Annotated in this window: 20 protein-coding genes and 1 tRNA gene; 6 read left to right on the top strand and 15 right to left on the bottom strand. The window is 54.0% G+C overall.

From position 1 onward, the window contains the following. Window positions 1–17: 17 nt before the first annotated feature. The 5 genes from WBY09_RS04620 to WBY09_RS04600 form a co-directional block, all read right to left on the bottom strand. On the bottom strand, window positions 18–812 hold the full coding sequence (locus WBY09_RS04620) for an ABC transporter permease (RefSeq protein WP_063088623.1): 795 nt from the start codon (window positions 810–812) through the stop codon (window positions 18–20). Next, window positions 809–1,699 carry an ABC transporter permease gene (locus tag WBY09_RS04615; protein WP_336232109.1) on the bottom strand — a complete coding sequence of 297 codons (891 nt, stop codon included), beginning with the start codon at window positions 1,697–1,699 and terminating at the stop codon, window positions 809–811. The genes WBY09_RS04620 and WBY09_RS04615 overlap by 4 nt, the downstream gene beginning before the upstream one ends. A gap of 2 nt (window positions 1,700–1,701) precedes the next feature. Next, window positions 1,702–2,796, bottom strand: a complete 1,095-nt coding sequence (locus tag WBY09_RS04610; RefSeq protein ID WP_336232108.1) for an ABC transporter ATP-binding protein — start codon at window positions 2,794–2,796, stop codon at window positions 1,702–1,704. Window positions 2,797–3,046: 250 nt separating this feature from the next. Continuing rightward, window positions 3,047–4,270 (bottom strand): CaiB/BaiF CoA transferase family protein, encoded by a 1,224-nt coding sequence (locus WBY09_RS04605; RefSeq protein WP_197145957.1) that lies wholly within the window; start codon window positions 4,268–4,270, stop codon window positions 3,047–3,049. 104 nt (window positions 4,271–4,374) lie between these two features. Continuing rightward, complete coding sequence (locus WBY09_RS04600) at window positions 4,375–5,565, bottom strand: acyl-CoA dehydrogenase (RefSeq protein WP_197145959.1); 1,191 nt, start codon at window positions 5,563–5,565, stop codon at window positions 4,375–4,377. A gap of 199 nt (window positions 5,566–5,764) precedes the next feature. On the opposite strand from WBY09_RS04600, the gene gcvA reads away from it, so the two are divergent. After that, the gene (gene gcvA, locus WBY09_RS04595; RefSeq protein WP_197145961.1) at window positions 5,765–6,697 is read left to right on the top strand and encodes a transcriptional regulator GcvA; all 933 of its coding nucleotides are present in this window, start codon (window positions 5,765–5,767) and stop codon (window positions 6,695–6,697) included. On the opposite strand, the gene WBY09_RS04590 is transcribed toward gcvA, so the two are convergent. The 3 genes from WBY09_RS04590 to WBY09_RS04580 all read right to left on the bottom strand — a co-directional run bounded on the left by WBY09_RS04590 (window position 6,698) and on the right by WBY09_RS04580 (window position 10,434). Beyond that, complete coding sequence (locus tag WBY09_RS04590; RefSeq protein WP_197145962.1) at window positions 6,698–8,149, bottom strand: hypothetical protein; 1,452 nt, start codon at window positions 8,147–8,149, stop codon at window positions 6,698–6,700. Beyond that, window positions 8,146–9,312 (bottom strand): hypothetical protein, encoded by a 1,167-nt coding sequence (locus WBY09_RS04585; RefSeq protein WP_336232107.1) that lies wholly within the window; start codon window positions 9,310–9,312, stop codon window positions 8,146–8,148. The genes WBY09_RS04590 and WBY09_RS04585 overlap by 4 nt, the downstream gene beginning before the upstream one ends. Before the next feature lie 246 nt (window positions 9,313–9,558). Then, the gene (locus WBY09_RS04580) at window positions 9,559–10,434 is read right to left on the bottom strand and encodes a homogentisate 1,2-dioxygenase (RefSeq protein ID WP_336232106.1); all 876 of its coding nucleotides are present in this window, start codon (window positions 10,432–10,434) and stop codon (window positions 9,559–9,561) included. A gap of 471 nt (window positions 10,435–10,905) precedes the next feature. Between WBY09_RS04580 and WBY09_RS04575 the strand changes: the two genes are divergently transcribed. After that, the gene (locus tag WBY09_RS04575) at window positions 10,906–11,325 is read left to right on the top strand and encodes a cupin domain-containing protein (protein ID WP_197145968.1); all 420 of its coding nucleotides are present in this window, start codon (window positions 10,906–10,908) and stop codon (window positions 11,323–11,325) included. Window positions 11,326–11,384: 59 nt separating this feature from the next. Here WBY09_RS04575 and WBY09_RS04570 read toward each other — a convergent pair. The 4 genes from WBY09_RS04570 to WBY09_RS04555 all read right to left on the bottom strand — a co-directional run bounded on the left by WBY09_RS04570 (window position 11,385) and on the right by WBY09_RS04555 (window position 13,966). Further along, window positions 11,385–11,461 (bottom strand) — tRNA-Arg (locus WBY09_RS04570). 136 nt (window positions 11,462–11,597) lie between these two features. Next, window positions 11,598–12,122, bottom strand: coding sequence for an acyloxyacyl hydrolase (locus WBY09_RS04565; protein WP_064779796.1), 525 nt, complete (start codon window positions 12,120–12,122; stop codon window positions 11,598–11,600). Window positions 12,123–12,210: 88 nt separating this feature from the next. Beyond that, window positions 12,211–13,167 carry a prolyl aminopeptidase gene (pip, locus tag WBY09_RS04560; protein WP_197145970.1) on the bottom strand — a complete coding sequence of 319 codons (957 nt, stop codon included), beginning with the start codon at window positions 13,165–13,167 and terminating at the stop codon, window positions 12,211–12,213. A gap of 109 nt (window positions 13,168–13,276) precedes the next feature. After that, the gene (locus tag WBY09_RS04555) at window positions 13,277–13,966 is read right to left on the bottom strand and encodes a hypothetical protein (RefSeq protein WP_197145972.1); all 690 of its coding nucleotides are present in this window, start codon (window positions 13,964–13,966) and stop codon (window positions 13,277–13,279) included. Window positions 13,967–14,279: 313 nt separating this feature from the next. Here WBY09_RS04555 and WBY09_RS04550 point away from each other — a divergent pair, with 313 nt between their 5' ends. Beyond that, the gene (locus WBY09_RS04550; protein WP_197145974.1) at window positions 14,280–15,758 is read left to right on the top strand and encodes a M48 family metalloprotease; all 1,479 of its coding nucleotides are present in this window, start codon (window positions 14,280–14,282) and stop codon (window positions 15,756–15,758) included. Window positions 15,759–15,857: 99 nt separating this feature from the next. Here WBY09_RS04550 and WBY09_RS04545 read toward each other — a convergent pair whose 3' ends face one another. The 3 genes from WBY09_RS04545 to fdxA all read right to left on the bottom strand — a co-directional run bounded on the left by WBY09_RS04545 (window position 15,858) and on the right by fdxA (window position 17,899). Beyond that, complete coding sequence (locus WBY09_RS04545) at window positions 15,858–16,661, bottom strand: hypothetical protein (protein ID WP_197145976.1); 804 nt, start codon at window positions 16,659–16,661, stop codon at window positions 15,858–15,860. Window positions 16,662–16,753: 92 nt separating this feature from the next. Next, the gene (locus WBY09_RS04540) at window positions 16,754–17,254 is read right to left on the bottom strand and encodes a CarD family transcriptional regulator (RefSeq protein ID WP_008889261.1); all 501 of its coding nucleotides are present in this window, start codon (window positions 17,252–17,254) and stop codon (window positions 16,754–16,756) included. Between the two features lie 309 nt (window positions 17,255–17,563). Further along, window positions 17,564–17,899, bottom strand: a complete 336-nt coding sequence (gene fdxA, locus WBY09_RS04535) for a ferredoxin FdxA (RefSeq protein ID WP_007090191.1) — start codon at window positions 17,897–17,899, stop codon at window positions 17,564–17,566. 375 nt (window positions 17,900–18,274) lie between these two features. On the opposite strand from fdxA, the gene WBY09_RS04530 reads away from it, so the two are divergent. From WBY09_RS04530 to WBY09_RS04520, 3 genes are all read left to right on the top strand, one after another. Beyond that, window positions 18,275–20,701 carry a putative bifunctional diguanylate cyclase/phosphodiesterase gene (locus tag WBY09_RS04530; RefSeq protein ID WP_336232105.1) on the top strand — a complete coding sequence of 809 codons (2,427 nt, stop codon included), beginning with the start codon at window positions 18,275–18,277 and terminating at the stop codon, window positions 20,699–20,701. A gap of 63 nt (window positions 20,702–20,764) precedes the next feature. Then, window positions 20,765–21,139 carry a response regulator transcription factor gene (locus WBY09_RS04525; protein WP_064780019.1) on the top strand — a complete coding sequence of 125 codons (375 nt, stop codon included), beginning with the start codon at window positions 20,765–20,767 and terminating at the stop codon, window positions 21,137–21,139. After that, a complete protein-coding gene (locus WBY09_RS04520; protein ID WP_197145990.1) occupies window positions 21,136–21,759 on the top strand; it encodes a chemotaxis protein CheC in 624 nt (207 codons plus the stop codon). The genes WBY09_RS04525 and WBY09_RS04520 overlap by 4 nt, the downstream gene beginning before the upstream one ends. The last annotated feature ends 12 nt before the right edge of the window (window positions 21,760–21,771 follow it).

Genomic DNA, 21,771 nt, shown 5'->3' with positions numbered 1-21,771 from the left:
GTTTTGAATTTCAGAGATCAATATCGAATACGATCAATCAGGAACGAGATGCTGACAAACAAGATTGAGACAATCAGCATCATCGCAGAGACAGCATTGACCTCGGGCGTGATCCCGATCCGGATCATCCCGAAAATATAGATCGGCAAGGTCGTCGCCCCCGCGCCGCCAACGAAGTAGGAAATGACAAAGTCATCAAGCGAGATGATGAAGGACAACATCGCGCCCGACAAAATCCCCGGCCACAGCAACGGCAAGGTCACACGCCGAAACGCCTTCCATTCATTGGCATACAAATCATTTGCCGCCTCGACCAGTGCCGGGTCCATGCCCTCCAACCGCGCGCGGATCGGCAGATAGGCAAACGGAATGCAAAACACCGTATGGGCAATGATCACCGTCAGAAGACCAAGCTTGATCCCCAATGCGACAAAGAACAGAAGGGTCGCGATCGCGGTCACGATTTCAGGTACGAGCAACGGCAGAACCAGCATGGCGGAAACACCTGCCTCGCCCTTGAACCGGCCGCGTGACATGCCCATCGCAGCCAAGGTGGCGGCAATGGTGGCCAGCACGGTCGCCGACACCGCAATTACGATGGAGTTCTGGGCCGCACGCAGCATGTCATCGTTGGAAAGGGCCGTGACGTACCAGTCCATGGTAAAGCCGGTCCAGATCGTCGCCAGACGGTTTTCGTTAAATGACAGCGCGATCAGAACGACAATCGGCAAATACAGATAGGCAAAGAAAAACATTGCCGTCGAGGTGATCCCGCGAAAACGCCACAGCGGGTTGGAAGCGTCGACTTTCATCGGCTTTCCTCCGGCAATGATTTGAACTTGAACGAATAGACCATCATCGAGATCAGAACGAGTGCCAGAAGCACAAAGCCAAGCCCGGCCCCAAGCGGCCAGTTACGTGCGGCACCAAACTGGCTGCCGATCAGGTTGGCAATCATCATGAACTTGCCACCGCCCAAAAGCTCCGGCGTGACATAGGCACCAAGACATGGAATGAAAACCAGAATGCACCCTGCGGCAATGCCCGGTGCCGCAAGCGGCAGGATCACGCGGCTCATCGCACGGCGTTTGTCCGCGCCCAGATCAAACGCCGCCTCGACCAGTCGATGGTCAAGTTTTTCAAGGCTGGCATAGATCGGCAAAACCATGAATGGCAGGTAGGTATAAGTCAGACCGATCGAGACCGCGTAGGGCGTGTAAAGGACATCAAGCCCACCGGTTTCAATCCCCATCCAGTTCAGCGCCCCATCAATCAGGCCGCCATTGCGCAGCAACAGCATCCACGCATAGTTCCGCACCAGAATGTTGGTCCAGAACGGAATGGTCACCAGAAAGATCAGGAAGTTCCGACGGCTTTGGGGTTGAGTTGAAATGTAAAACGCGGTCGGGAAACCCAACAATAGGGCAAAGGCCGTGGTCATCGCCGACAGGCCAAAGGAACGGGCAAAGATCTGAAGGTAATCAGTATTGACCACCAGATTATCCATCAGATCGCGTTCAAAGATGAAACTGATATACGCATCCATCGAGAATACGCCCCAGTTCACCCCGCCATAATCGCCGCGCTCCAACATCGAAACATAGGCCATCTGCAACAGCGGCACGGCCATGAAGAAGCCGATATAGACCACCGCGGGCGCGACCAGCCAAAATCGTTTGGATCGTATGATATTACCCATGATCAATCCGCCAGTACCCGAATGGAGTCAGGGGACATGGTGATGCCAACACGTTCGCCCTGGGCGAAATCGGCCTTCGCACCCGATCCGTTTTGCATCCGGACTGTCAACAGGGCGTCATTGCCGAGATCAATCTGATAGGTCGTATCCGTGCCGAAATAGATGACCGTCGAAACCGTCCCGACAAGCTGATTGGCCCCGGCCTGGTTTTCAGCAACCAGTCCAAGACGTTCCGGACGGACCGAAACAGTGACCTCGCCACTTCGTTGACTGGACACATCCTGTGTCAGTTCAATGACCTGACCACCGCCAAGCTTTATGGCGCGTTTGCCAGTACCCTCATCGACAAGATTGCCAACAAGGAAATTACTGTCGCCGATAAAGTCGGCAACAAATCGGTGGGTCGGGGCTTCATAGATTTCACGTGGCGCACCGATCTGAAGAATTTCGCCCGATTTCATAACCGCAATACGGTCTGACATCGCCAGTGCTTCTTCCTGATCATGGGTGACAAAAACAAAGGTGATCCCGGTTTCTGTCTGCAGGCGTTTGAGTTCGACCTGCATTTCCTTGCGCAATTTCAGATCAAGTGCCGAAAGCGGTTCATCAAGCAGCAAAACCTTTGGCGCCGGGGCCAATGCACGCGCCAGTGCAATACGTTGCTGCTGGCCACCGGAAAGCTGGCTTGGCACGCGGTCGCCATATTGGGCGAGCCTGACAAGTTCAAGCATCTCTTCGGCGCGATCATCGGCCTGTTTGCGCGCCACCCCCTGCATTTCAAGACCGAACGTGATGTTCTGCCGGACCGTCAGATGCGGGAAAAGTGCATAGGATTGAAACACCGTGTTGATTGGCCGCTTGTAAGGCGGAAGATCATTTAGCGCTTTCCCTTCAAGCAAAATTTGCCCCGAAGTCGCCTGTTCAAACCCGCCGATCAGACGCAGCAAAGTCGTTTTGCCACAGCCCGAAGGACCCAACATGGTGAAAAACTCATTCTGAAAGATATCGACAGATACGTCGTCCAGTGCCGTGACTTTATCGGCACCCGACCCAAATGTTTTTCCAACAGACTTTGCCGAAATGACTACTTCTGACATGCACTTCCCCGAATTTGTATTTTGTAAAATGATATAAAATCTACAGAGACTTGCAATCCAGTGGTCGAGAAAGCGCCGATATTTGCAGAAGTTCCGCAATATCCGCCTTAAAATGGCATCCAAACTGGTTCTGATTGCGTCATATAGACACTTTACAAAATAATGTGCAGCGCACTATTCCCGCAAAACGAGGACTTCTGGGACAGAAAGGCAATCAGAGGACACCAAACGCACGGACATGGCCATCAGATCAGACAATGCCGGCGTCACGCAGCTTGGCAATCTGGCCGTCACTAAGGTCAGCCACCTTGCGCAAGATTTCATCGCTGTGTTGCCCCAGCATCGGCGGTGCTTTTTCATCCGTGATCGGTGTTTTGGAAAACTTGATCGGGTTGGCAACTGTCGGGACAGTTCCGGCCGTCGGATGATCAAGCTGCTTGACCATACCGCGATGCTTGACCTGCGGGTTATCAAACACACGATCAAGGGTATTGATCGGACCACACGGTACATTGGCCTTTTCAAGCACATCAATCCATGCGTCGGTGGTTTTGGTCACCATTGCCTGACGGATTAGCGGCACCAGTTCGGTGCGATTGGCCACACGGTTGCGGTTGGTGGCATAGCGTTCATCAAGCGGCAAGGCATCCAGCCCCGCGACCGCGCAGAAGCTTTTGAACTGGCTGTCATTGCCAACCGCCAGGATCAGATAGCCATCCGCCGTCGGAAAGGCTTCGTAAGGCACGATATTGGGATGCGCATTGCCAAGGCGGCCCGGCGCATTGCCGGTCGCAAGATAGTTCATCGCCTGATTGGCAAGAACGGCGGTCTGCACATCCAAAAGGGCGAGATCGATATACTGCCCCTCGCCGGTTGCATCGCGGTGGCGCAGGGCCGCAAGAATGCCAATCGTGGCATACAGCCCGGTAAAGATATCGGCAACCGCAACGCCAACCTTCATCGGCTGCCCACCCGGGGCACTATCGGGCGCACCGGTGATGCTCATCAACCCGCCCATGCCCTGAATCATGAAATCATAGCCCGGACGATCCTTATAGGGGCCGTCCTGACCAAAGCCCGTGATAGAGCAATAGACGAGTTTCGGGTTCACCTTGGAAAGGGTCGCATAATCAAGGCCGTATTTGGCAAGCCCGCCGACCTTGAAGTTTTCCAGAACCACGTCACTTTCAGCCGCAAGATTGCGCACGATTTCCTGGCCTTCGGGCTTGGTGATATCGATGGTGAGCGACTTCTTGCCCCGGTTCGCCGTCAAGTAATAGGCGGCCTCGGTGGTGTCATTGCCATTGGCATCCTTGGCAAAGGGCGGCCCCCAGCCACGGGTATCATCACCGGCACCGGGACGTTCGATCTTGATGACCTCTGCCCCCATGTCAGCAAGGGTCTGGCTGGCCCAGGGCCCGGCCAGTACGCGCGAAAGGTCAAGAACACGAAGCCCGGAAAGTGCGCCAGTCATCTGAATATCCCGAAATATCGACTTGGAAAAGGCAGCTGGGAAAAAGCAGCTGGAATCAAATCGGGCGACAACATTTCTGCCGCCGCCCGATCAAGCTTTTGGTATCAAGCCTCTGCGGTGAAGGCCTGAATTCCGGTCTGCGCCCGCCCAAGGATCAGGGCGTGAACATCATGGGTACCTTCGTAGGTATTGACCGCTTCAAGGTTCATCGCGTGACGAATGACATGGTATTCATCGGCGATACCGTTACCGCCATGCATGTCACGGGCAACACGGGCAATATCAAGCGCCTTGCCACAGTTGTTACGCTTCATCAGCGAAATGGCTTCCGGTGCGCCCTTGCCTTCGTCAAGCAGACGACCAACCTGAAGCGCGCCCTGCAGGCCAAGGGTGACTTCGGTCTGCATGTTGGCCAATTTCAGCTGGATCAGTTGGTTCGCCGCAAGCGGACGGCCGAACTGTTTACGATCCATGGTGTACTGACGTGCGGCGTGCCAGCAGAATTCAGCAGCGCCCATCGCACCCCATGCAATGCCGTAACGTGCCTTGTTCAGGCAACCGAACGGACCACCAAGGCCCTTGGCATTTGGCAGCATGTTTTCTTCCGGCACAAAGACATTGTCCATGACGATTTCGCCGGTGATCGACGCACGCAGCGAAAACTTGCCTTCGATCTTCGGTGCCGACAGCCCCTTCATATCCTTTTCAAGGATGAAGCCGCGAATGACGCCTTCGTCATCCTTGGCCCAGACGACAAATACGTCTGCGATCGGGCTGTTGGTGATCCACATCTTGGCACCCGACAGGGTGAAACCACCATCGGCCTTGCGTGCACGGGTTTTCATGCCGCCCGGATCCGAACCGTGATCCGGCTCGGTCAGGCCAAAGCAACCAACCCATTCACCGGTCGCCAGTTTCGGAAGGTATTTCTTGCGCTGTTCTTCGCTGCCATAAGCATAAATCGGATGCATCACAAGCGAGCTCTGCACCGACATTGCCGAGCGATAACCGGAGTCAACGCGCTCAACTTCGCGGGCCACCAGACCATAGGCGACATGGTTGACACCCGGTCCGCCGTATTCCTCGGGGATGGTCGGGCCAAGCAGGCCAAGTTCGCCCATCTCGGTCATGATTTCACGATGGAAAATCTCATGACGGTTGGCTTCCAGAACGCGGGTCTGGAGGTTTTCCTGACAATATGCACGGGCCGCATCGCGGATCATGCGTTCGTCTTCGCTCAACTGCTCTTCAAGCAGGAGCGGATCTTCCCAATGAAACGGTGCGCGGCTTGCCATTCACATGGTCCTTTATGAATTTTTCTACAGAAAGCAGGGGCAGCGCCATAGAAGGGCGAGATGACGCTACCCCTGAAAAGCTTAGTTGCTTATGGGTTAAAGCTAGGAACTCACCAGCCAACTTGCAAATGATAAAAGTGATGCAGATTATGCAAAAAACTCATAAACTATCCTGAATTGATCACATCAGGATATCGTCTTGGCCCGTCGCATTCCCAGCCTGAAGGCACTGAGTTGCTTTGAACAGACTGCCCGGTTTGGCAGCGCATCGCGCGCCGCAGAGGAACTTTATCTGACGCAAAGTGCGGTCAGTCGCCAAATACAAGGCCTTGAAACCTGGCTTGGCTGCAAGCTTTTTGCCCGTGAAAAGCAACGATTGGTCTTAACGCCAGAAGGCGAAAGTTATCTGCAATCCATCCGACCGGCCCTTGATCAGCTTGAAAGTGCGACCTTGACCCTTTTGTCGGGTGGATCGGAAAGCGGGGTTTTGACGGTTGCCGCGCCGCCGACATTCGGATCGCGCTGCCTTATTCCATTACTGCCTGACTTTCGAGCCAAGTATCCCGACATTGCGATCAATTTCATTTCGCGGATCGGCATGCCCGATTTTGATCGTGAACAGATCGATATCGCAGTTCTGTTCGGCGAAGGAAACTGGTCAGAACTTGATGCCCACATCCTGCATGGCGAGGAAATGGTCCCGATCTGCAGCCCGCAACTGGTTGCCAATCTGGGACGCACGCCACAGCCAGAAGACTTGCGAAACTTTCCGTTGTTGCATATCGCGACCCGGCCACGCGGTTGGGCCGACTGGCTTGCGGCAAGCGGGCTTAGTGATATTGACGGTGAAAACGGACCGAAGTTTGAGCATTTCACCATGGCCATGCAGGCCGCCGTTGCCGGACTTGGTGTGGCATTGTTACCGACCTTTGCGATCACCGATGAGCTGGCAACCGGCCGGATCATTGCCCCGTTCGGCCAACCCAAGGCCAGTCCGTTTCACTATTACGCCTGCTGCCCGAAAAGCCGCGCGCGGCTTCCCAAGATCCGGGCTTTTATGAACTGGCTTGATCAACTTGATACGGTAAAGAACCTTGCCCGTGAAATTGCCATGCAAGGCAAACTGGCCTGATCAGCTTGCCTTTTGATCGGCTGATAGCGCACGCAGTGCATTCATCCCGCGGCGGCGCAGCACATCAGCATCTTCCGGACCATCGACAATCTCAAGCAAGCGTACCGTGGCCATCAAGTTTCGCTGCGCGTTCGGAACTTCTTCGGGTGTCAGTCGACGCATGCTGTCAACGCCTGCACGACCGATCTGATTGAGCTTTTTCTTAAGCTCCACCACCGCCTTTGCTGCCGAACTTTGGGCGGCAAGCACATCGGAAATGCGGGCGGTTTCGGCAATTGCCTCGGCCGATTTTTCAGCGGCTAAGACTTTCTCGTCATCGAATTCCTGCGAGAAGATCGGACGGGCAAGTGCACCACGCCCCGATCCAGGGCCTTGAGCCGCTTCAAGCTTTGGCAAGGCATCGATCACGCGTTCCGGCGTTGCGCCAAACATCGTATCGGCAAGCGCGCGCGATACCCGACGACGGGTTTCAAGCAGCTTTTCACCCCAACGGCCATCCTTGCGGATTTTAAATTCGCGCGTGATGCGGACAAATTCCGACGCATACCAGCGGGCGAGTGACAGGATGTGGGCTTCGTCCTTGCCGGTGCCGACACCCTGTTCAATCTCGGTTACTGTCTCGGCCAACAGGTCAATGATCAGATCACCGGTTTCAGCAAGGTTGGTTTTCTCGATCGTGCGGTCATCAGACTTGGTCGACAGCACACGGATCAGCTTGAACAACTCGCTCGGCCGCAAAAGGCGCGCCAAAACCGCGAGCAGGAACATCGGCTCAAGCCCGGGCTTATCCTTTGAGATCGACATGAACAGGTCACGCAACCATTTCACATCGCTTGCATCAAGCACCCTGATCGGTGCGGACGGGAAGCGTTCACGCAACTGCGCAATTTCGTCGCCAACCCGCAAGATCTTGCCGACTTCGGCAAAGGCCGTAAGATGAATGCGCGAGCCAAGACGGGTTGCCAATGCGCGTTCCTGCTTCACCCCGGTATGAGAATTTTCAAGTTGATTCTCAATCGTCTGCGCCCCTATCTGCCAAAGCTTACGCTCGGCGATGGCAAGTTTTGCAGTGTCGCGGGTCGCAGCAGCCTTGTCGATGTCCTTCATCGCCTGTTGGAACTCAGGACCACCGGATTCCACCACAACATTCCAGATTGGCATCAGTGATGACCGGCTGATCCGGATGCTTTTTTCATTCGGCTCGCCAGAGGTCAGCAGATCTTCAAACGGATCGCAGAACTGACGCATCGGTGTCGGATAGCGTTCCGGTTTGAGCGATGCCAGACGCGGGCGCAGGATCTGAAGAATGGCTTCATGGGGCAATGGCAATTTGGGATCGGCACGATCGCTTTCGATCGCGCGCGTGAAGCGGGCAATTTCGTTACTGCTGAGCGATTCAAACAGTTTGCCAAGTTGCGAAACGCCAAGCTTTCCGGCGTCTTCAATCTTCATGCCGACTGTCTCCTGAAGCGTTCGAGACGATCCATCATATCGGCGTCAATTTCACCACTGCCCAGCTTACGCAATTCACCAGCCCAAAGCATCTGATTAACACGGACATCAGCCCAGAACTGCTGTTCGGACTTCTCAATCTCTGAAAGCGGCAAGACCGGCGCAAAACTTGCGACTTCCTCAACAGTTTCGCGCTGTTTTGCGCGATCCGTAAGAGACCGCCTATCCCAGACATCAATCAGTTCCTGCCAACCATCAAGCAGCCACCAGAGATACTCAATCGTTTCACCAATAGCCTTTTTGGCAGTTTCCCAATCCGTCAGAACCTTGCCAAGTTCGCTGTTCCAGCTATCAACTTCCTCGATGCGCTTCAAGGCATGATTACTTGTCGAACGGGTCGCACTGACGATACGCCCGGCCATAAACCGGAAGTCGGACTGTTCGGAATTTGACCATTCCTCGATATCTTGGGCGAACTTCTTAAGCCCGTTGGCCAGAACGCGAAGCTGGCCCTGACATCCCTCAAGGTCCAGACCAACCGGGGCGATCATCTTGCTCCATTCGCCAAGACTATCAATGATGGTGTCATTGGCGACCTTGTGCTCGGATGCAAAGCGGTTCAGCGCCCGGCGAGCGCGAATTTGACCTTCGGTGGTCATCAATTCTTCGCGCTTCATGTCCTTGACAGCATCACCACCGAGTTGGCGCAGGGCCTGATGGAGAACCGCCATCTGCCCAAGTTCGCGTGATGCTTTTTCCGTCCAGTTGCGCCGCGTGCAGGTGCGCGCCAGCTCCACCCCGCCAACGCCGGTACTGCCAACGTCGCGGCTATGCTCCAGAACCGTTTGCGGACGTACATCCTCCAACTCGATAAGGCGGTCGTAAAGCATACGGTCATGAACCGAAAGATCGAACACTTCGCGCAATGTATCGAGCGGTAATTCATAGGTGCCAAGTCCGCCAGACAGACCGGGCAACATGATCATTTTCCGTCCGGCCTTGCCAATGGAAACGCGCGCGTAACGCAGGGTTTTGGTCGTAAAGGGAGTCCTGACACCGCGCGAAGCAAATGTTTGCGGCAAACACGCCAAAGGATCGTCCGGCACCTCATGCGGTTCAGGAGATTTGTGGCTGACGGAATTTACGATCTTCTGTTTATTCATTCTTGGCTTTGGCTAAGCGGTATCGGCGCTATAATGTCTGGTGGTCACCCTGACGCCCCTTTAAGGGCAGGATTCCCGGCGTAAGAAAGCAGTACGTAATGAACATTTTGTCATTTTGGCCAGAAATCCTCGGGACAACTCAGACTACCCCGACAAGGTGGTAAATACATTAACAACCTTCCCCGAAATTACCACGATCAACTGGCGGCGCCAAATTGCCATTTTTCACCGAATGTCAGCAAGTCCTTATAGTGTCTCTTGCGCTTTTTCCCACATTTTCACATACGCCTTCCATTCTGCGCCGTCCGGAATGGATTCATCAACCGTCAGGAATGCCCGACTGTCGATCATGACGGCCACTTCTTCGGTTTCCACCGGTGCCTTTACCATCTTTGTCTGATAGGCGCTTGGATGCGGTCCGTGCGGGAAACCGCTTGGATGGAATGTTGCCATGCCGGCCTTTATCTCGCCGCGGCTGAAGAATTCGCCCCGGTGATAAAAGATGAACTCGTCAGCATCTTCATTCGAATGATAGAACGGCACACGCATGATGCCGGACTCGCCCTCTCCCACCTTGGGGATGAAGGTGCTGATTGAAAAGGTTTCTGTGACAAAGGTGCACGACGCTGCGGGCGGCGTTCTCTGACCTTCGGAGCGATGTTTTGCAAGGTCGCGCCAATTCAGTTTCACCACACAAAGATCGCCTTCCCAACCAATCGCGTCCAGCGGATTGAACGGATAAGTCAGGGTCGAAACCTGCCCGCGGCGCTTGATGTGAATTTCCCAGAAGGCATCGTCTTGCTGGGAAATGAAGGCGTCATCAATTCTGGGCAAGCTAAACAGCATCGGATTAATCGCGCTTGGCCCACCCTGTGATGCATCCGGCAGCTTGAAGGCAGATGCCGTTGCCTCGATCATCATGAATTCCGAAAGTTCAGATGGTTCAATCCGCCAGGCGGTGCCACGCGGCAAAAGGATATAGTCCCCGTCGCAATAGGGTAGATGACCGTAATCGCAAAACAGCGCCCCGGACCCGTTGTGAACAAAGATCAGCGTATCGCCATCCGCATTACGGGCAAGCGCATGCATTTTGCTTTCAGTTTTCCAGTAACGTACTTCCATATGATCATTGTGAAGCACCCGGCGGGCTTGCAATGGACAAGCCGGGCCTGGTGAGAGCTTGCCAAGGGAAAACGCACGTGGTCGCAAAGGACCTTCAAATGTCGCCCAGCCGGCCGGCGGGTGACGATGATAAATTTGCGCAGAAGGGCCGGAGAAACCGGCACGCCCGACTTCGCGCTGATATGTTTTTTGGTCGCCTTGCCCATCAGAGCGCGCGACACATTGACCTTCGCTGTTTGGCAGCCTGATCCAGTTCGTCATGTGATCCTCCCAGATCGGTTTTATCGGGAGCCAAACGGAGTGGATCGCAACCAAGCCCCCTTTCTACCGATATGAGAAAGAAGTGGTTGTTTTTCAAGCGTTCCGAATTGCAAACACAAAATCATTGAGCATCTTTCTGCATTCGCAAAATCAACCTATGATATCACTACAGTTCTTTAAAGGCAGTGTGCAGGCCAGGGACCGGAAACGATGTCAGATTGTGATACTCAGAAGGCGATTTTCCCGAAACAAGGCAAGGGCCGCAGCTACGACATGGGTCGAATTAAAGCCGACTTTAAGGCCGATGGTCAGGAAACAGCCAATCAGTATTCCATTTCTGAATGGTGGATGGAGCCAAATACCAAAGGTATTGGCGCGCATTCCCACGATGACGGGAACGAGATTTTCTATGTGCTTGAGGGTACAATGAGCTTTCTGATCGGTGAAGATTGGCAAGAAGCAGAAAAAGGCAGCTTTATATACGTCCCCGCCGGCATTCAGCACGATTTCGAAAACCGCAGCAGAGAAAAGGCGGGCGTGCTGAACATTTTTGCGCCCGGCGCCTTTGAAGAAAATATGCCGAAGATCGTTGAATGGTTCAAAGAAAACCCGCCACAGGACGCGGTATGAAATCGGGCTTCAAGCCCTGCACCAGGGCATGCTTTGTTCTTTTGGTCATAGGGGATAAATGGTGCGCCCGACAGGATTCGAACCTGTGGCCCCCAGATTAGGAATCTGGTGCTCTATCCTGCTGAGCTACGGGCGCACTGCCAAAAGGCAGCTTTCCATTAGCAGCAAAACCGATGGCGATCAATCCACGAGGGGACGGATATTGCCCCAAACGCAAATCAGCCGAGGATGTGATCACCCTCGGCTGAGTAAAACCTTTATCGATGATCGCCTTAGTCGAACAGGCGCTCGATCGGGAAGGAATAGGTCAGGGACAGGATTTCTGTACCCGGGTTCTCGTCACCGATGCTGGCGTTCGAGATGTGCGAGATACCAAGGCTGAGACGTTCGTGGCTGTCAAAGCGGAAGCCCAGCTCAAGCCCCGAACGGAATTCGATCCAGTGACCAAGATCTTCACCATTGCCCTGATGGTATGCACCAACCGAGGTATAGACACTGGAAACGAAATGATCGCCCCACAGAACGTCAACAGCCAGACCGCCATAACCGTGAACGGCACCTTCGGAAGTGACCATCACACCACCGATCGGGCGGGTGACATCAAACATCGCGTGCTGTGCACGGTAGTTCAGACGAAATTCTGCAGCTTCTTCGTCCTGCGTGATGTCGACCATACCGGTCGAAAATTCAAGCAGTCCGGAATCGTTATCATTTCCAAGAATTTGCTGTGCTTGTGCGGTGTTCAAAAAACCAAACAGTACGCAAACTGCAAGCAGTTTCCCCAAAACCAACTTCATTAACCAAGTCCCCACTAGATCAATCGGTTCGATATACTACCCAACCGTGCTTCAAACTCAACAACACAATGCTGCTTGTCGGTTAATTTTACACAAACTTCTTGCCATCGAACCGGTTGGTCGCCAGCACAAGCTCCCGGATAATCCCGGGTTCACTGGCCGCATGCCCGGCATCATCAACGATGACCAGCTCAGAACCATCCCACGCCTTGTGAAGTGCCAAGGCCGAAACCGGCGGGCACACAACGTCGTAACGCCCCTGAACAATGACGAGCGGTGCATGGGAAATGCGACCGACGTTCTTGATCAACTGGTCTTCTTCAAAGAAGCAGCGATGGACAAAGTAATGATGTTCAAGCTTGGCCAGCGCCAACGCGATCTGATCGCCTTCAAAGTCCTCGACCAGACCATCATCAGGCAGAAGCGTACAGCATGTTGCCTCATAGGCTGACCACACGCGTGCGGCATCAATGGCCGCGTCTTCACCATCCCTGCCAGAGAAGATATCGGCATAACGGTCAAGCAAGGGCTGATAACCGGGATTGTCTTTGAAACCAGCAGCATCAAGGAAGCGGCGCTCTGCCTCGGGGAAGAACCGCCCCATGCCTTCCATGAACCATTTGATTTCGGATGTCGTGCCAAGAAAGATACCGCGCAAGACAAAGCCTGTGACGCGTTCCGGGCACGCCTGACCGTAGGCCAACGCCAAAGTCGAGCCCCACGAGCCCCCAAACACAAGCCAGCGATCAATGCCGCGTTCCTTGCGCAGGGCTTCGATATCGCCAATCAGATGATCGGTCGTGTTATTTTCAAGGCTACCGAACGGGCGTGATTTTCCGGCCCCGCGCTGATCAAACAAAATCACACGGTACTTTTCCGGATCAAAGAAGCGGCGGCTGTTAGGCGAAATACCCGCACCCGGGCCGCCATGCAGGAAGATGACCGGCAGCCCATCGGGGTTACCAACTTCTTCCCAGTAAATCTCGTGACCGTCTTCACGAGGTAACCAACCCGACTGATGGGGCGAAATTTCGGGATAGAGCACGCGAAGGACCTTTTCTTTATTAAATGGGACGCTGTCTTTTCGCCGGTGGCGGCGCGTACAAGAAGTCGCATAAACGACCGTATAAGAACAAGCTCTATTGCGCCCCCGACTATCGGGCGAGGCAAAGCCAGAACGGGTTTTCAAGCGTGATGTAAGGGCCACCGCGATTTTCAATCACGCCACGTACCCGAACTTCCTGCCCGACCCAATCCTGCAGGATGTCTTGAAAGTCTTCGCCGTTGGCGACTGCATCCCGGAAGGTGGCATCGAGTGCGATGGTGAAATCTTCGCGCCAGTTCGATCCGAAGTTAAGATAACTACGCCATTCCTGATGTTCGATGCTTCTGATCGTGCCATCAATCACGGCAAATCTGCCGATTGCATCACGGGCGATCGGGATATTCTCTGCCCCTGCATCATGGGCCCGCACGTAATAAGCTGTCTCTGGGCTCGGGTCGGACCAAATGCCAGACTGATTTTCTATTGCGGTGTCTTCGATCCCGATCAGCTCTGACACATCCTGCCTGCTTTCAGGAACAAGCATCCCGAGACCGGCAGCCACAAGTTCTGCATGCCAATCGCCGACACCTTCATCTTGAATGCGAACCGGTAGTCGCCCGAGAAAGTCCGACCTTTCGGCCAGCGGCGTGATCGAAACCTTGTTCGTACTGGCCTGTTCTAGCCATGCCCGTGCCGCGTCTTCATATCCCGGTACAAACGCAATATCTGCCAGCCGAAATGATTTACCCGGCAGCTCGGCGGCAGTGAATGCATCAACCGCTTCAATATTAAGTTGCACGTCATGCCAAACCGGTCTCGGATCCGTTGAGAGCAGCGTTTGAGCATCACCCGCGATGATGTCAGCCCCACAGCGCCAATCTGCGGCCATCACGGGTAGATTGACCCCGCAAAAGACGACAACAAGCAGCATTAATGTGCATTTACGCCACACCAATGTCGATCCGGCCCAAAAATTTCCCCATTTTTGATGCTTTATCGGTGAATGCGAAAAGATTGAATGATCAAGGAACACGCGCTACCAATTCCCGGTTGGTTTTGCAAATATATTGCGCCACAGCTTACGCGGCCAAAGGACACGAGGAAAGATATCAATGGGCTGGCTGAACTTTCGTTCACATAAACATATTGCAGGTGTGCTTGCGGCCATTGCGCTGAGTACTGCCGTTGCCGGATGTTCGACCAACCGGGCGACCGGCGAAGACAGCTTTACGGCCTTCATGTCGCCCGAGCAGGAAAAACAGATCGGCTCGCAGGAACATCCGAAAATGGTCAAGGAATTCGGTGGTCAATACACCGAAAAGGACCTGCAGACCTATGTGACAGAAGTCGGTGAAAAGCTGGTCGCGGTTTCGGAAACCCCGAACGAGAAATTCACCTTCACGGTCCTCGATTCCCCGGTCGTCAACGCCTTTGCCCTGCCAGGCGGATACGTTTATATTACGCGCGGTCTGGCGGCCCTTGCCACCAACGAGGCAGAACTGGCAGGCGTCCTTGCCCATGAGATCGGCCACGTCGTTGCCCGCCATTCCGCACAACGTTATAGCCGTGGTGTGCTGACGCAAATTCTGGCGGGTGGTCTGGCCGTTGCCGTCGGAAACGGTGCTGGCGAGCTGATTGGCACCGGGGCAAACGCATACCTCAAATCCTTCTCGCGCGAACATGAATTCGAAGCCGACATGCTTGGCATTCGCTATATCACGCGTGCGGGCTATGACCCAGATGCCATGGCGACCTTCCTTGAAAAGCTTCGTGCCCATTCACGACTTCAGGCCAAACTTGCTGGTCGATCCCCCGATGATGTCGATCAGTATGATTTCATGGCAACCCATCCGCGCACGCTTGATCGTATTGAACAGGCCCATCAAAGCGCCAATGTCACCGCGGTTGCCAATCCGGAAAGTGGTGCTGTGCGCTATATGACGGCAATTGACGGTATTTTGTATGGCGACGGCCCGGATCAGGGTTATGTCCGGGGACAGGAATTCGTCCATGTGCCATTGAATTTCCGGTTTGAAGTCCCCGATGGCTTCACAATGACCAACCAGCCAAATGCCGTTATCGCCCGCGATGGCAAAGGTGCGCAGATCATCTTCGAAGGTGCGCCGGGCGCAAAGGACATGCGCCTTGATAGCTATCTTCAAAACGGGTTCTCGAAACAGATCGCCATTCGCAATATTGAAATACTCGACATCGAAGGTCAGGAAGCCGCCACCGGCAGTGCTGATATCTCGTTGCGTTCGGGTCCTGCACGCCTGCGCGTGGTTGTGATCCGCCATGGCAGCTCGGCCTATCAGTTCCTGTTTGTCACACCGCTTGATCAGGCTGATAGCTATAACCTGCCACTGCGCCGCACGACCTATAGCTTCCGCCCGCTCACCGATCGGGAAAAGAAGATCTATACCCCGCTTCGCATCAAGGTACGTGCCGTAAACCCGGAATATGACCTGCAGACCTTTATCGACGACATGGAAGTCGACAAGGCACCAGCAGATGTCTTTGCAACTATCAACGGCCTTCGCGATGGGCAGGCCCCGGCGGTCGGGTCGCTGGTCAAGGTGGTTCGGCACTAGAACGCCAACCTATCCAAACCCAAAACGACAAAAGGCAGCATATTAATGCTGCCTTTTTCTTTTTCGATTGCGCCCTGCCCCGAGGGGATAACGGAAAGTCTAACTGCTCGTGATCTGCTCGATCACGGCACCCTGTCCATCAAGGGCAACCGCGATTAAATGACCACCGCGGCCTGCACCACCGTCCAGCGACAGGGTAAATTCGCGTTCCTGCAAGCCTGTCTGACCTTGGGATGCACCGCGCACAATACGGGCACAGTCGTAATACCGTTCGGTGATGGCTTCAAACATTGATCCGCCCCACCAGAAGGTATCCGTCTGGCCTGTCAGTGGCCGTGAGCCATCCAGCCCTGTATGAACAAAGATCAGGCGCCCATCTGTCGAATAGGCCGCGTGCTTCAGATCAGACATCAATGCGTTATGGCCGCTATGGCGACGCACGGCATCCGCAAAGCCCGAGGTCCACTGCGAGATCGCATGTGCGCCCTGATGCATGGTTCTTTGGACACTGACCGGATCAAAGCCATAGGCACGCACTGGTCCGGCGATGCCACGGGTCAGCATCCAGTCAAAAACCTCGCCCGGGTTTGGGGCAAACTGGATCTGCTGCAACTTGGACAGCATTTCTTCGGCTGCACCGCGCAGGAAGGCGATATCACTGATATCAACACCATCCTTGGCAATGAAGAAACGGCGAAACAGCAACAGCTCGTTGATGGTTGCGACGACATTTTCGGCCGTGCCATCGCCCCAGTAATTGCCAAGATAGACAAGCCTGTCGCCCGGTTTCATATGTTGCGCAAGTTTCTGGTGAACGGCGCACAATGCGCCATGATCACCATTGATTGCGCCGACGACCCAGATTCGCTCAGCCGGCTTGATCGGCGCCAGAACTGTACTCATCGCTGTAACCTGCCCAAAACAAAAATAAAACCGGCCCAAGCGTATATCGCGGGCCGGTTTTTATAAATAGTTGTCTGAAGGGGCCTTCGCAATCAGGCAGCCTTCTGCAAAAGCTTTTCGAGTTTGCCAGAAGCCTTGTCCTTGTCGATTTTTTCAATCGCGGCAAGTTCATCAACGAGGCGCTCGAAAGCTGCTTCGTAGATCTGGCGTTCGGAGAAGGACTGTTCCGGCTGGGTCGCGCTGCGGTGAAGGTCGCGCACGACTTCGGCGATCGAAACCGGGTCACCCGAATTGATCTTTGCTTCATATTCCTGCGCACGGCGGGACCACATGGTGCGTTTCACACGCGCGCGGCCCTTAAGGGTAATCAGCGCGGAATCCATCTGTTTCTTCGAGGACAGCTTGCGCAGACCGGAGTTGCCAACTTTGTTCACCGGCACGCGCAAGGTCATGCGGCTAGATTCAAAGGTAATTACATAAAGGCGCAATTCCTGCCCCGCAATTTCCTGGGTTTCCAGGCCATCAACACAGCCAACGCCATGTGCGGGGTAAACAACGTAATCGCCAACAGCAAACGGCAACTTATCCGACATCAAGCATCCTTCCGGCCCAATCAGGCCTGGTCATTCAACTGCAACACTACAGAACCAGCGACGCAAAGAGCTGCACGCGACCAAGCTTTTTGGCAAAGTCGCGGTTCAGACAGGAAATTCAAATACGGAAATCCGACATTTCGGAACGAGCCTGTCGAGCCCTTAGCGCGAATTGTGAACCATAACACAACACGCCATCAGTTTACAGGAATTTTCCCGGCAAGTCGTTCAATGCAGCCATGCGCAAAACCCACTGGCGCAAACCAGTGGGTCAAAAATCGCATGAAATATCGGGGGTTAGCCCAAAAATCAGTCGCCCGTTCCCGGGGCTTCGGACAGCAATTCGGTCTTGCCGGATTTGCCATTCCATTCATCCGCATCGGCAGGCGCATCGCCCTTGCGGGTAATATTTGGCCAAACCTCTGCAAACTTACGGTTGATTTCCAACCAGTTATCCAGATTCGGTTCGGTATCGGGAATAATCGCTTCAGCGGGGCATTCCGGTTCGCAAACACCACAATCGATGCATTCATCAGGGTGAATCACCAGAAAGTTTTCACCTTCATAGAAGCAATCGACGGGACAAACCTCGACGCAGTCCTGATACTTACACTTGATGCAGTTTTCCGTCACCACATAGGTCATGGTGTAACTCCGTACAGGTTGCGGGGCCAGATTGCGGCTGCACCCGCTTTCGGCCATGTTCTCTCTCGGGAATTGGGTTATCACGCACAGCAGTTGTGTGCAACTCCAATAAAACCCTAATTTTTTACGTAGTATTTTCTTCACGACGCACTGACAGGCTGCGTGGCGACTGCTTCGAGTTCGCCCTCAACGCTGCAGTGCAGCGCAGAACATACAGATTTCTCGCGGCTTTTCCAGTTCCTAAATCCCGCGGAGAATTGCTTTTACCCCCGCAAAGCCATAGTCTGCTTCGCAAGGGGTATAACAGAAGAAACTGTGGGGATCGGATTGCCGGAAAAAGGCCTTGATCAACAACGGCTTAGATGGCGCGATCGCTTGTCTGTCAAACAGGCAAGGATTGCGGTCGGCCTTACTTTGCTGATCGGCCTGTTATTCAGTGGCATTCAGATTGTCTGGGATCTTCGTGAAGAACAGAACCTGATTGACCGAACCGTAAACCAGGTTCTTGCGACGCTGCGCGAGTCTGCGACCCAGGCCGCATATGGTCTGGATGAAACACTCGCAGCCCGTGTTATTTCCGGCCTGTTTGAATATGAGCCTGTCTACGAGGCCGAGCTTCGCGACAACTTCAAAAATGTTCTGGCACGCAAGACCGAACAGCCAATCAATTCCAACCGCACATTCCTGACCCAGATCATGTTTGGGGAAAATCAGGAATACGAAATCCCGCTGAATACAGACGGACCAAACGGTCTGGTCGGCCATCTTAGTGTCAAGATCGATACCGACATGATCGCAGAGGGTTTCATCAACCGTGCTTCGCGCATTCTGTTGTCGGGGATTGTGCGCAATCTGCTGCTTGGTCTGGTTCTGGTTGCTTTTTTCTATATCACACTGACCAAACCGCTTCTGGGCATTGCCGCACAATTGCGCCAAATCGATCCGGAAAAGCCAGACTCTGCTGCCATCAATATTCCGCCGCACCATGCCCGCAATGAACTTGGCATGATCCTGCAGACAACACGTGGCCTGGTCGAACGGGTTTCATCAACACTCGACAGGTTGCTTGAAAGCCAGCAAAAGGTCCGCGATCGTGAAAGCCGCCTGAGCGCCATCGTTCAAAATGTCGCGGACGGCATTCTGACAATCACGCCGACGGGTCGCATTGTCGAATGCAATGCCGCAACCAAAGAGATCCTCGGCCTGATGCGTGATGAGACACCGAAGGGCCGTACACTACATGAATTCCTGCTGCCGCGTGCCGTGCCGCTTCTCGAACACAGTCTGGAAGAACTCGCCGCACACGCCCCCGGTGCCGAGGCCGTCGAAAAACGCTTTACCCTGCCGATTGTGCGCGCCGATCAGAAGGAAATCGATGTTTCCATTGCATTGCGCCTGATCCCCGATAGCGCAACACCATTGATGACGGCTGTTCTGAACGACATCACCGTGCGAAAGCGTTACGAAGAACAACTGGTCTATATGGCCAATCATGACACGCTGACCAACCTGCCCAACCGCAGCATGCTTGAACGCAGCCTGTCGGAAGCCTTGAACACCCATAAAAACAATGCGTCCGAGCGCAGCGGCGCCACCGCAATCCTGTTCATTGACCTTGATCGTTTCAAGGTGATCAATGACAGCCTTGGTCATGATGTCGGTGACCTGATGCTCAAGGCCGTCGCACTCAGATTGCAACGCGTGATCGGGCGACAGGAAATTGTCGGCCGATTGGGCGGCGACGAATTCCTGATCATTATTCCTGACCTCAAGGAAACGCAGGATGCCGTCATTCTGTCGCAGGCTGTGCTTGATGCCTTGGCACCGGCCTTTGACATCAAGGGACGCGTTCTGTTTGTCACACCGTCCATCGGGATTGCCCTTTATCCATCTGATGGCGAGGATTTTCCAGCCCTGATGCGCAATGCCGACACCGCAATGTATAGTGCAAAATCCAGCGGCGGCGGTACCTATCACTTCTTTACCAAGACCATGAACGAAAGTGCCATGGCGCGCCTTGTGATCGAAAATGATCTGCGCGAAGCTCTGGTGAAGGATGAATTTGAACTGCATTACCAGCCGAAGGTCGATCTGCGGACAAACCAGGTCTGCGGCCTTGAAGCGCTGATTCGCTGGAAGCAGCCGGGCCGAGGCTATATTTCGCCAATGCAGTTTATTCCGGTTGCCGAGGAAACCGGCCTGATCAGCAGAATTGGCGAATGGGTTTTCCGCGAAGTCTGCCGCCAGATTTCCGAATGGGAGGCACAGTCACTTCCACCGATGCCGATTGCGGTCAATCTATCCCCAAGGCAGTTGATCGAGGGCCACATCACCGAGACGATTTCACGCATCCTTGCCGAGACAGCAACACCAGCTGCCCGTATTGTGCTTGAAGTCACCGAAACGGCGATGATGCAGGAAATCAAGAAGGCGGCCACCATCCTTGATGAGCTGCGCCATTTTGGTTTAAAGATCGCGGTTGATGATTTTGGTACCGGGTATTCGTCACTCGCTTATCTCAAACGGTTGCCGATCAATTCCATCAAGATCGACCGTTCGTTCGTTCGGGATGTCACCATCGACACAGACGACGCCGCGATCACGCGCACCATTATTGCGATGGGGCACAACCTTGGCCTCAAGGTTATCGCTGAAGGGGTCGAGACCCAGGAACAAATGAATTTCTTGCGGGAATGCAATTGTGATGAAGTCCAGGGCTTCCTGATCGCAACTCCGCTGCCGCCCGAAGAAATTGTCCAATACATTCGACGACCATCGATCGACATGTCGAGTGAAATCTAGCCCGCCAGACATGCCCAATTGATAGATGCTTCGCCACCACTGCCCCGCAAAATCGAGATGAAAATGCCAAACACCAAATCCGTATTGCTCGTTGATGACAGCAAGTTTGCCCGCCTTCTGGTCAAGGCATTCATTTCCAGCAACTTTGCCAATTGGGAAATCGACGAGGCCGAGGATGGCGCCAAGGCGCTTGAGATGGTTGACGCCAAAACCTATGACTACATGCTGGTTGATTTCAACATGCCGGGCATGGATGGGCTTGAACTGGGCGAAAAGCTGCGCAGCCGGTTCCCCGGGGCTGTAATTGCGCTTCTGACTGCCAATATTCAACAGGAGATCCAGAACAAGGCCGAGAACCTTGGCCTTGATTTCATCGCAAAGCCCCCGACTGAGGATAAAATTCGCGACTACATCATGTCGCGGGAAGCAACCCGATGATCGAACTGACCGAACTTGAACATGATACAATTAGTGAACTGATCAATATTGGTGTCGGGCGTGCCGCGTCGTCCCTTTCTGAAATGGTTGATCAGCCTGTTGAATTGACCGTGCCTGCCATCTCGTTTGTCGAACGGTTTTCCGACAGCGAACTGGCCAACGCCCCGACCGAAGTTGTTTCTGCCGTCAGTCAAAGTTTTCATGGACCGTTTACCGGTGAAGCCATGCTTGTCTTCCCGGAAGTTCGCAGCCTTGAGCTTGTCCGTAGCTTGCTTAAGGTTGACGTGCCGCTTGATACGCTGACCGATCTTGAACAGGAAGCCCTGATGGAGGTCGGCAACATTATCCTCAATGCTTGCCTTGGCAGTATTTCGAACGTGCTGGGTGAACCGATCAATTGCTCCATGCCGACGTTTCGCAAACGCGAAACGCGTGCATTGCTTGACGATGACACCGCAGGGGGCAGTGCTGCCACGAATCCCGTTTTGATGATTTTGCATGTACAATTCATGCTGCGTCAGAACGATATCGATGGCTATGTTCTGTTTGTGATGGACTTGGAGTCCATCCAGATGTTGCGTGAACTGGTGCGGCGTTTTCTGGCCAACTCCCTTGGATAACCGGTGAGAGGT

The sequence above is a fragment of the Thalassospira sp. CH_XMU1458 genome, assembly GCF_037027205.1.
In the GTDB taxonomy this organism is placed as follows: Bacteria; Pseudomonadota; Alphaproteobacteria; order Rhodospirillales; family Thalassospiraceae; genus Thalassospira; species Thalassospira tepidiphila.
This window is presented reverse-complemented; position numbering and strand designations above follow the sequence as displayed.

Coding starts and splice junctions, on each gene's coding strand:
- WBY09_RS04620 (WP_063088623.1), bottom strand. CDS start 812: ATGAAAGTCGACGCTTCCAACCCGCTGTGGCGTTTTCGCGGGATCACC.
- WBY09_RS04615 (WP_336232109.1), bottom strand. CDS start 1,699: ATGGGTAATATCATACGATCCAAACGATTTTGGCTGGTCGCGCCCGCG.
- WBY09_RS04610 (WP_336232108.1), bottom strand. CDS start 2,796: ATGTCAGAAGTAGTCATTTCGGCAAAGTCTGTTGGAAAAACATTTGGG.
- WBY09_RS04605 (WP_197145957.1), bottom strand. CDS start 4,270: ATGACTGGCGCACTTTCCGGGCTTCGTGTTCTTGACCTTTCGCGCGTA.
- WBY09_RS04600 (WP_197145959.1), bottom strand. CDS start 5,565: ATGGCAAGCCGCGCACCGTTTCATTGGGAAGATCCGCTCCTGCTTGAA.
- WBY09_RS04590 (WP_197145962.1), bottom strand. CDS start 8,149: ATGAAGATTGAAGACGCCGGAAAGCTTGGCGTTTCGCAACTTGGCAAA.
- WBY09_RS04585 (WP_336232107.1), bottom strand. CDS start 9,312: ATGAATAAACAGAAGATCGTAAATTCCGTCAGCCACAAATCTCCTGAA.
- WBY09_RS04580 (WP_336232106.1), bottom strand. CDS start 10,434: ATGGAAGTACGTTACTGGAAAACTGAAAGCAAAATGCATGCGCTTGCC.
- WBY09_RS04575 (WP_197145968.1), top strand. CDS start 10,906: ATGTCAGATTGTGATACTCAGAAGGCGATTTTCCCGAAACAAGGCAAG.
- WBY09_RS04565 (WP_064779796.1), bottom strand. CDS start 12,122: ATGAAGTTGGTTTTGGGGAAACTGCTTGCAGTTTGCGTACTGTTTGGT.
- WBY09_RS04550 (WP_197145974.1), top strand. CDS start 14,280: ATGGGCTGGCTGAACTTTCGTTCACATAAACATATTGCAGGTGTGCTT.
- WBY09_RS04545 (WP_197145976.1), bottom strand. CDS start 16,661: ATGAGTACAGTTCTGGCGCCGATCAAGCCGGCTGAGCGAATCTGGGTC.
- WBY09_RS04540 (WP_008889261.1), bottom strand. CDS start 17,254: ATGTCGGATAAGTTGCCGTTTGCTGTTGGCGATTACGTTGTTTACCCC.
- fdxA (WP_007090191.1), bottom strand. CDS start 17,899: ATGACCTATGTGGTGACGGAAAACTGCATCAAGTGTAAGTATCAGGAC.
- WBY09_RS04525 (WP_064780019.1), top strand. CDS start 20,765: ATGCCAAACACCAAATCCGTATTGCTCGTTGATGACAGCAAGTTTGCC.
- WBY09_RS04520 (WP_197145990.1), top strand. CDS start 21,136: ATGATCGAACTGACCGAACTTGAACATGATACAATTAGTGAACTGATC.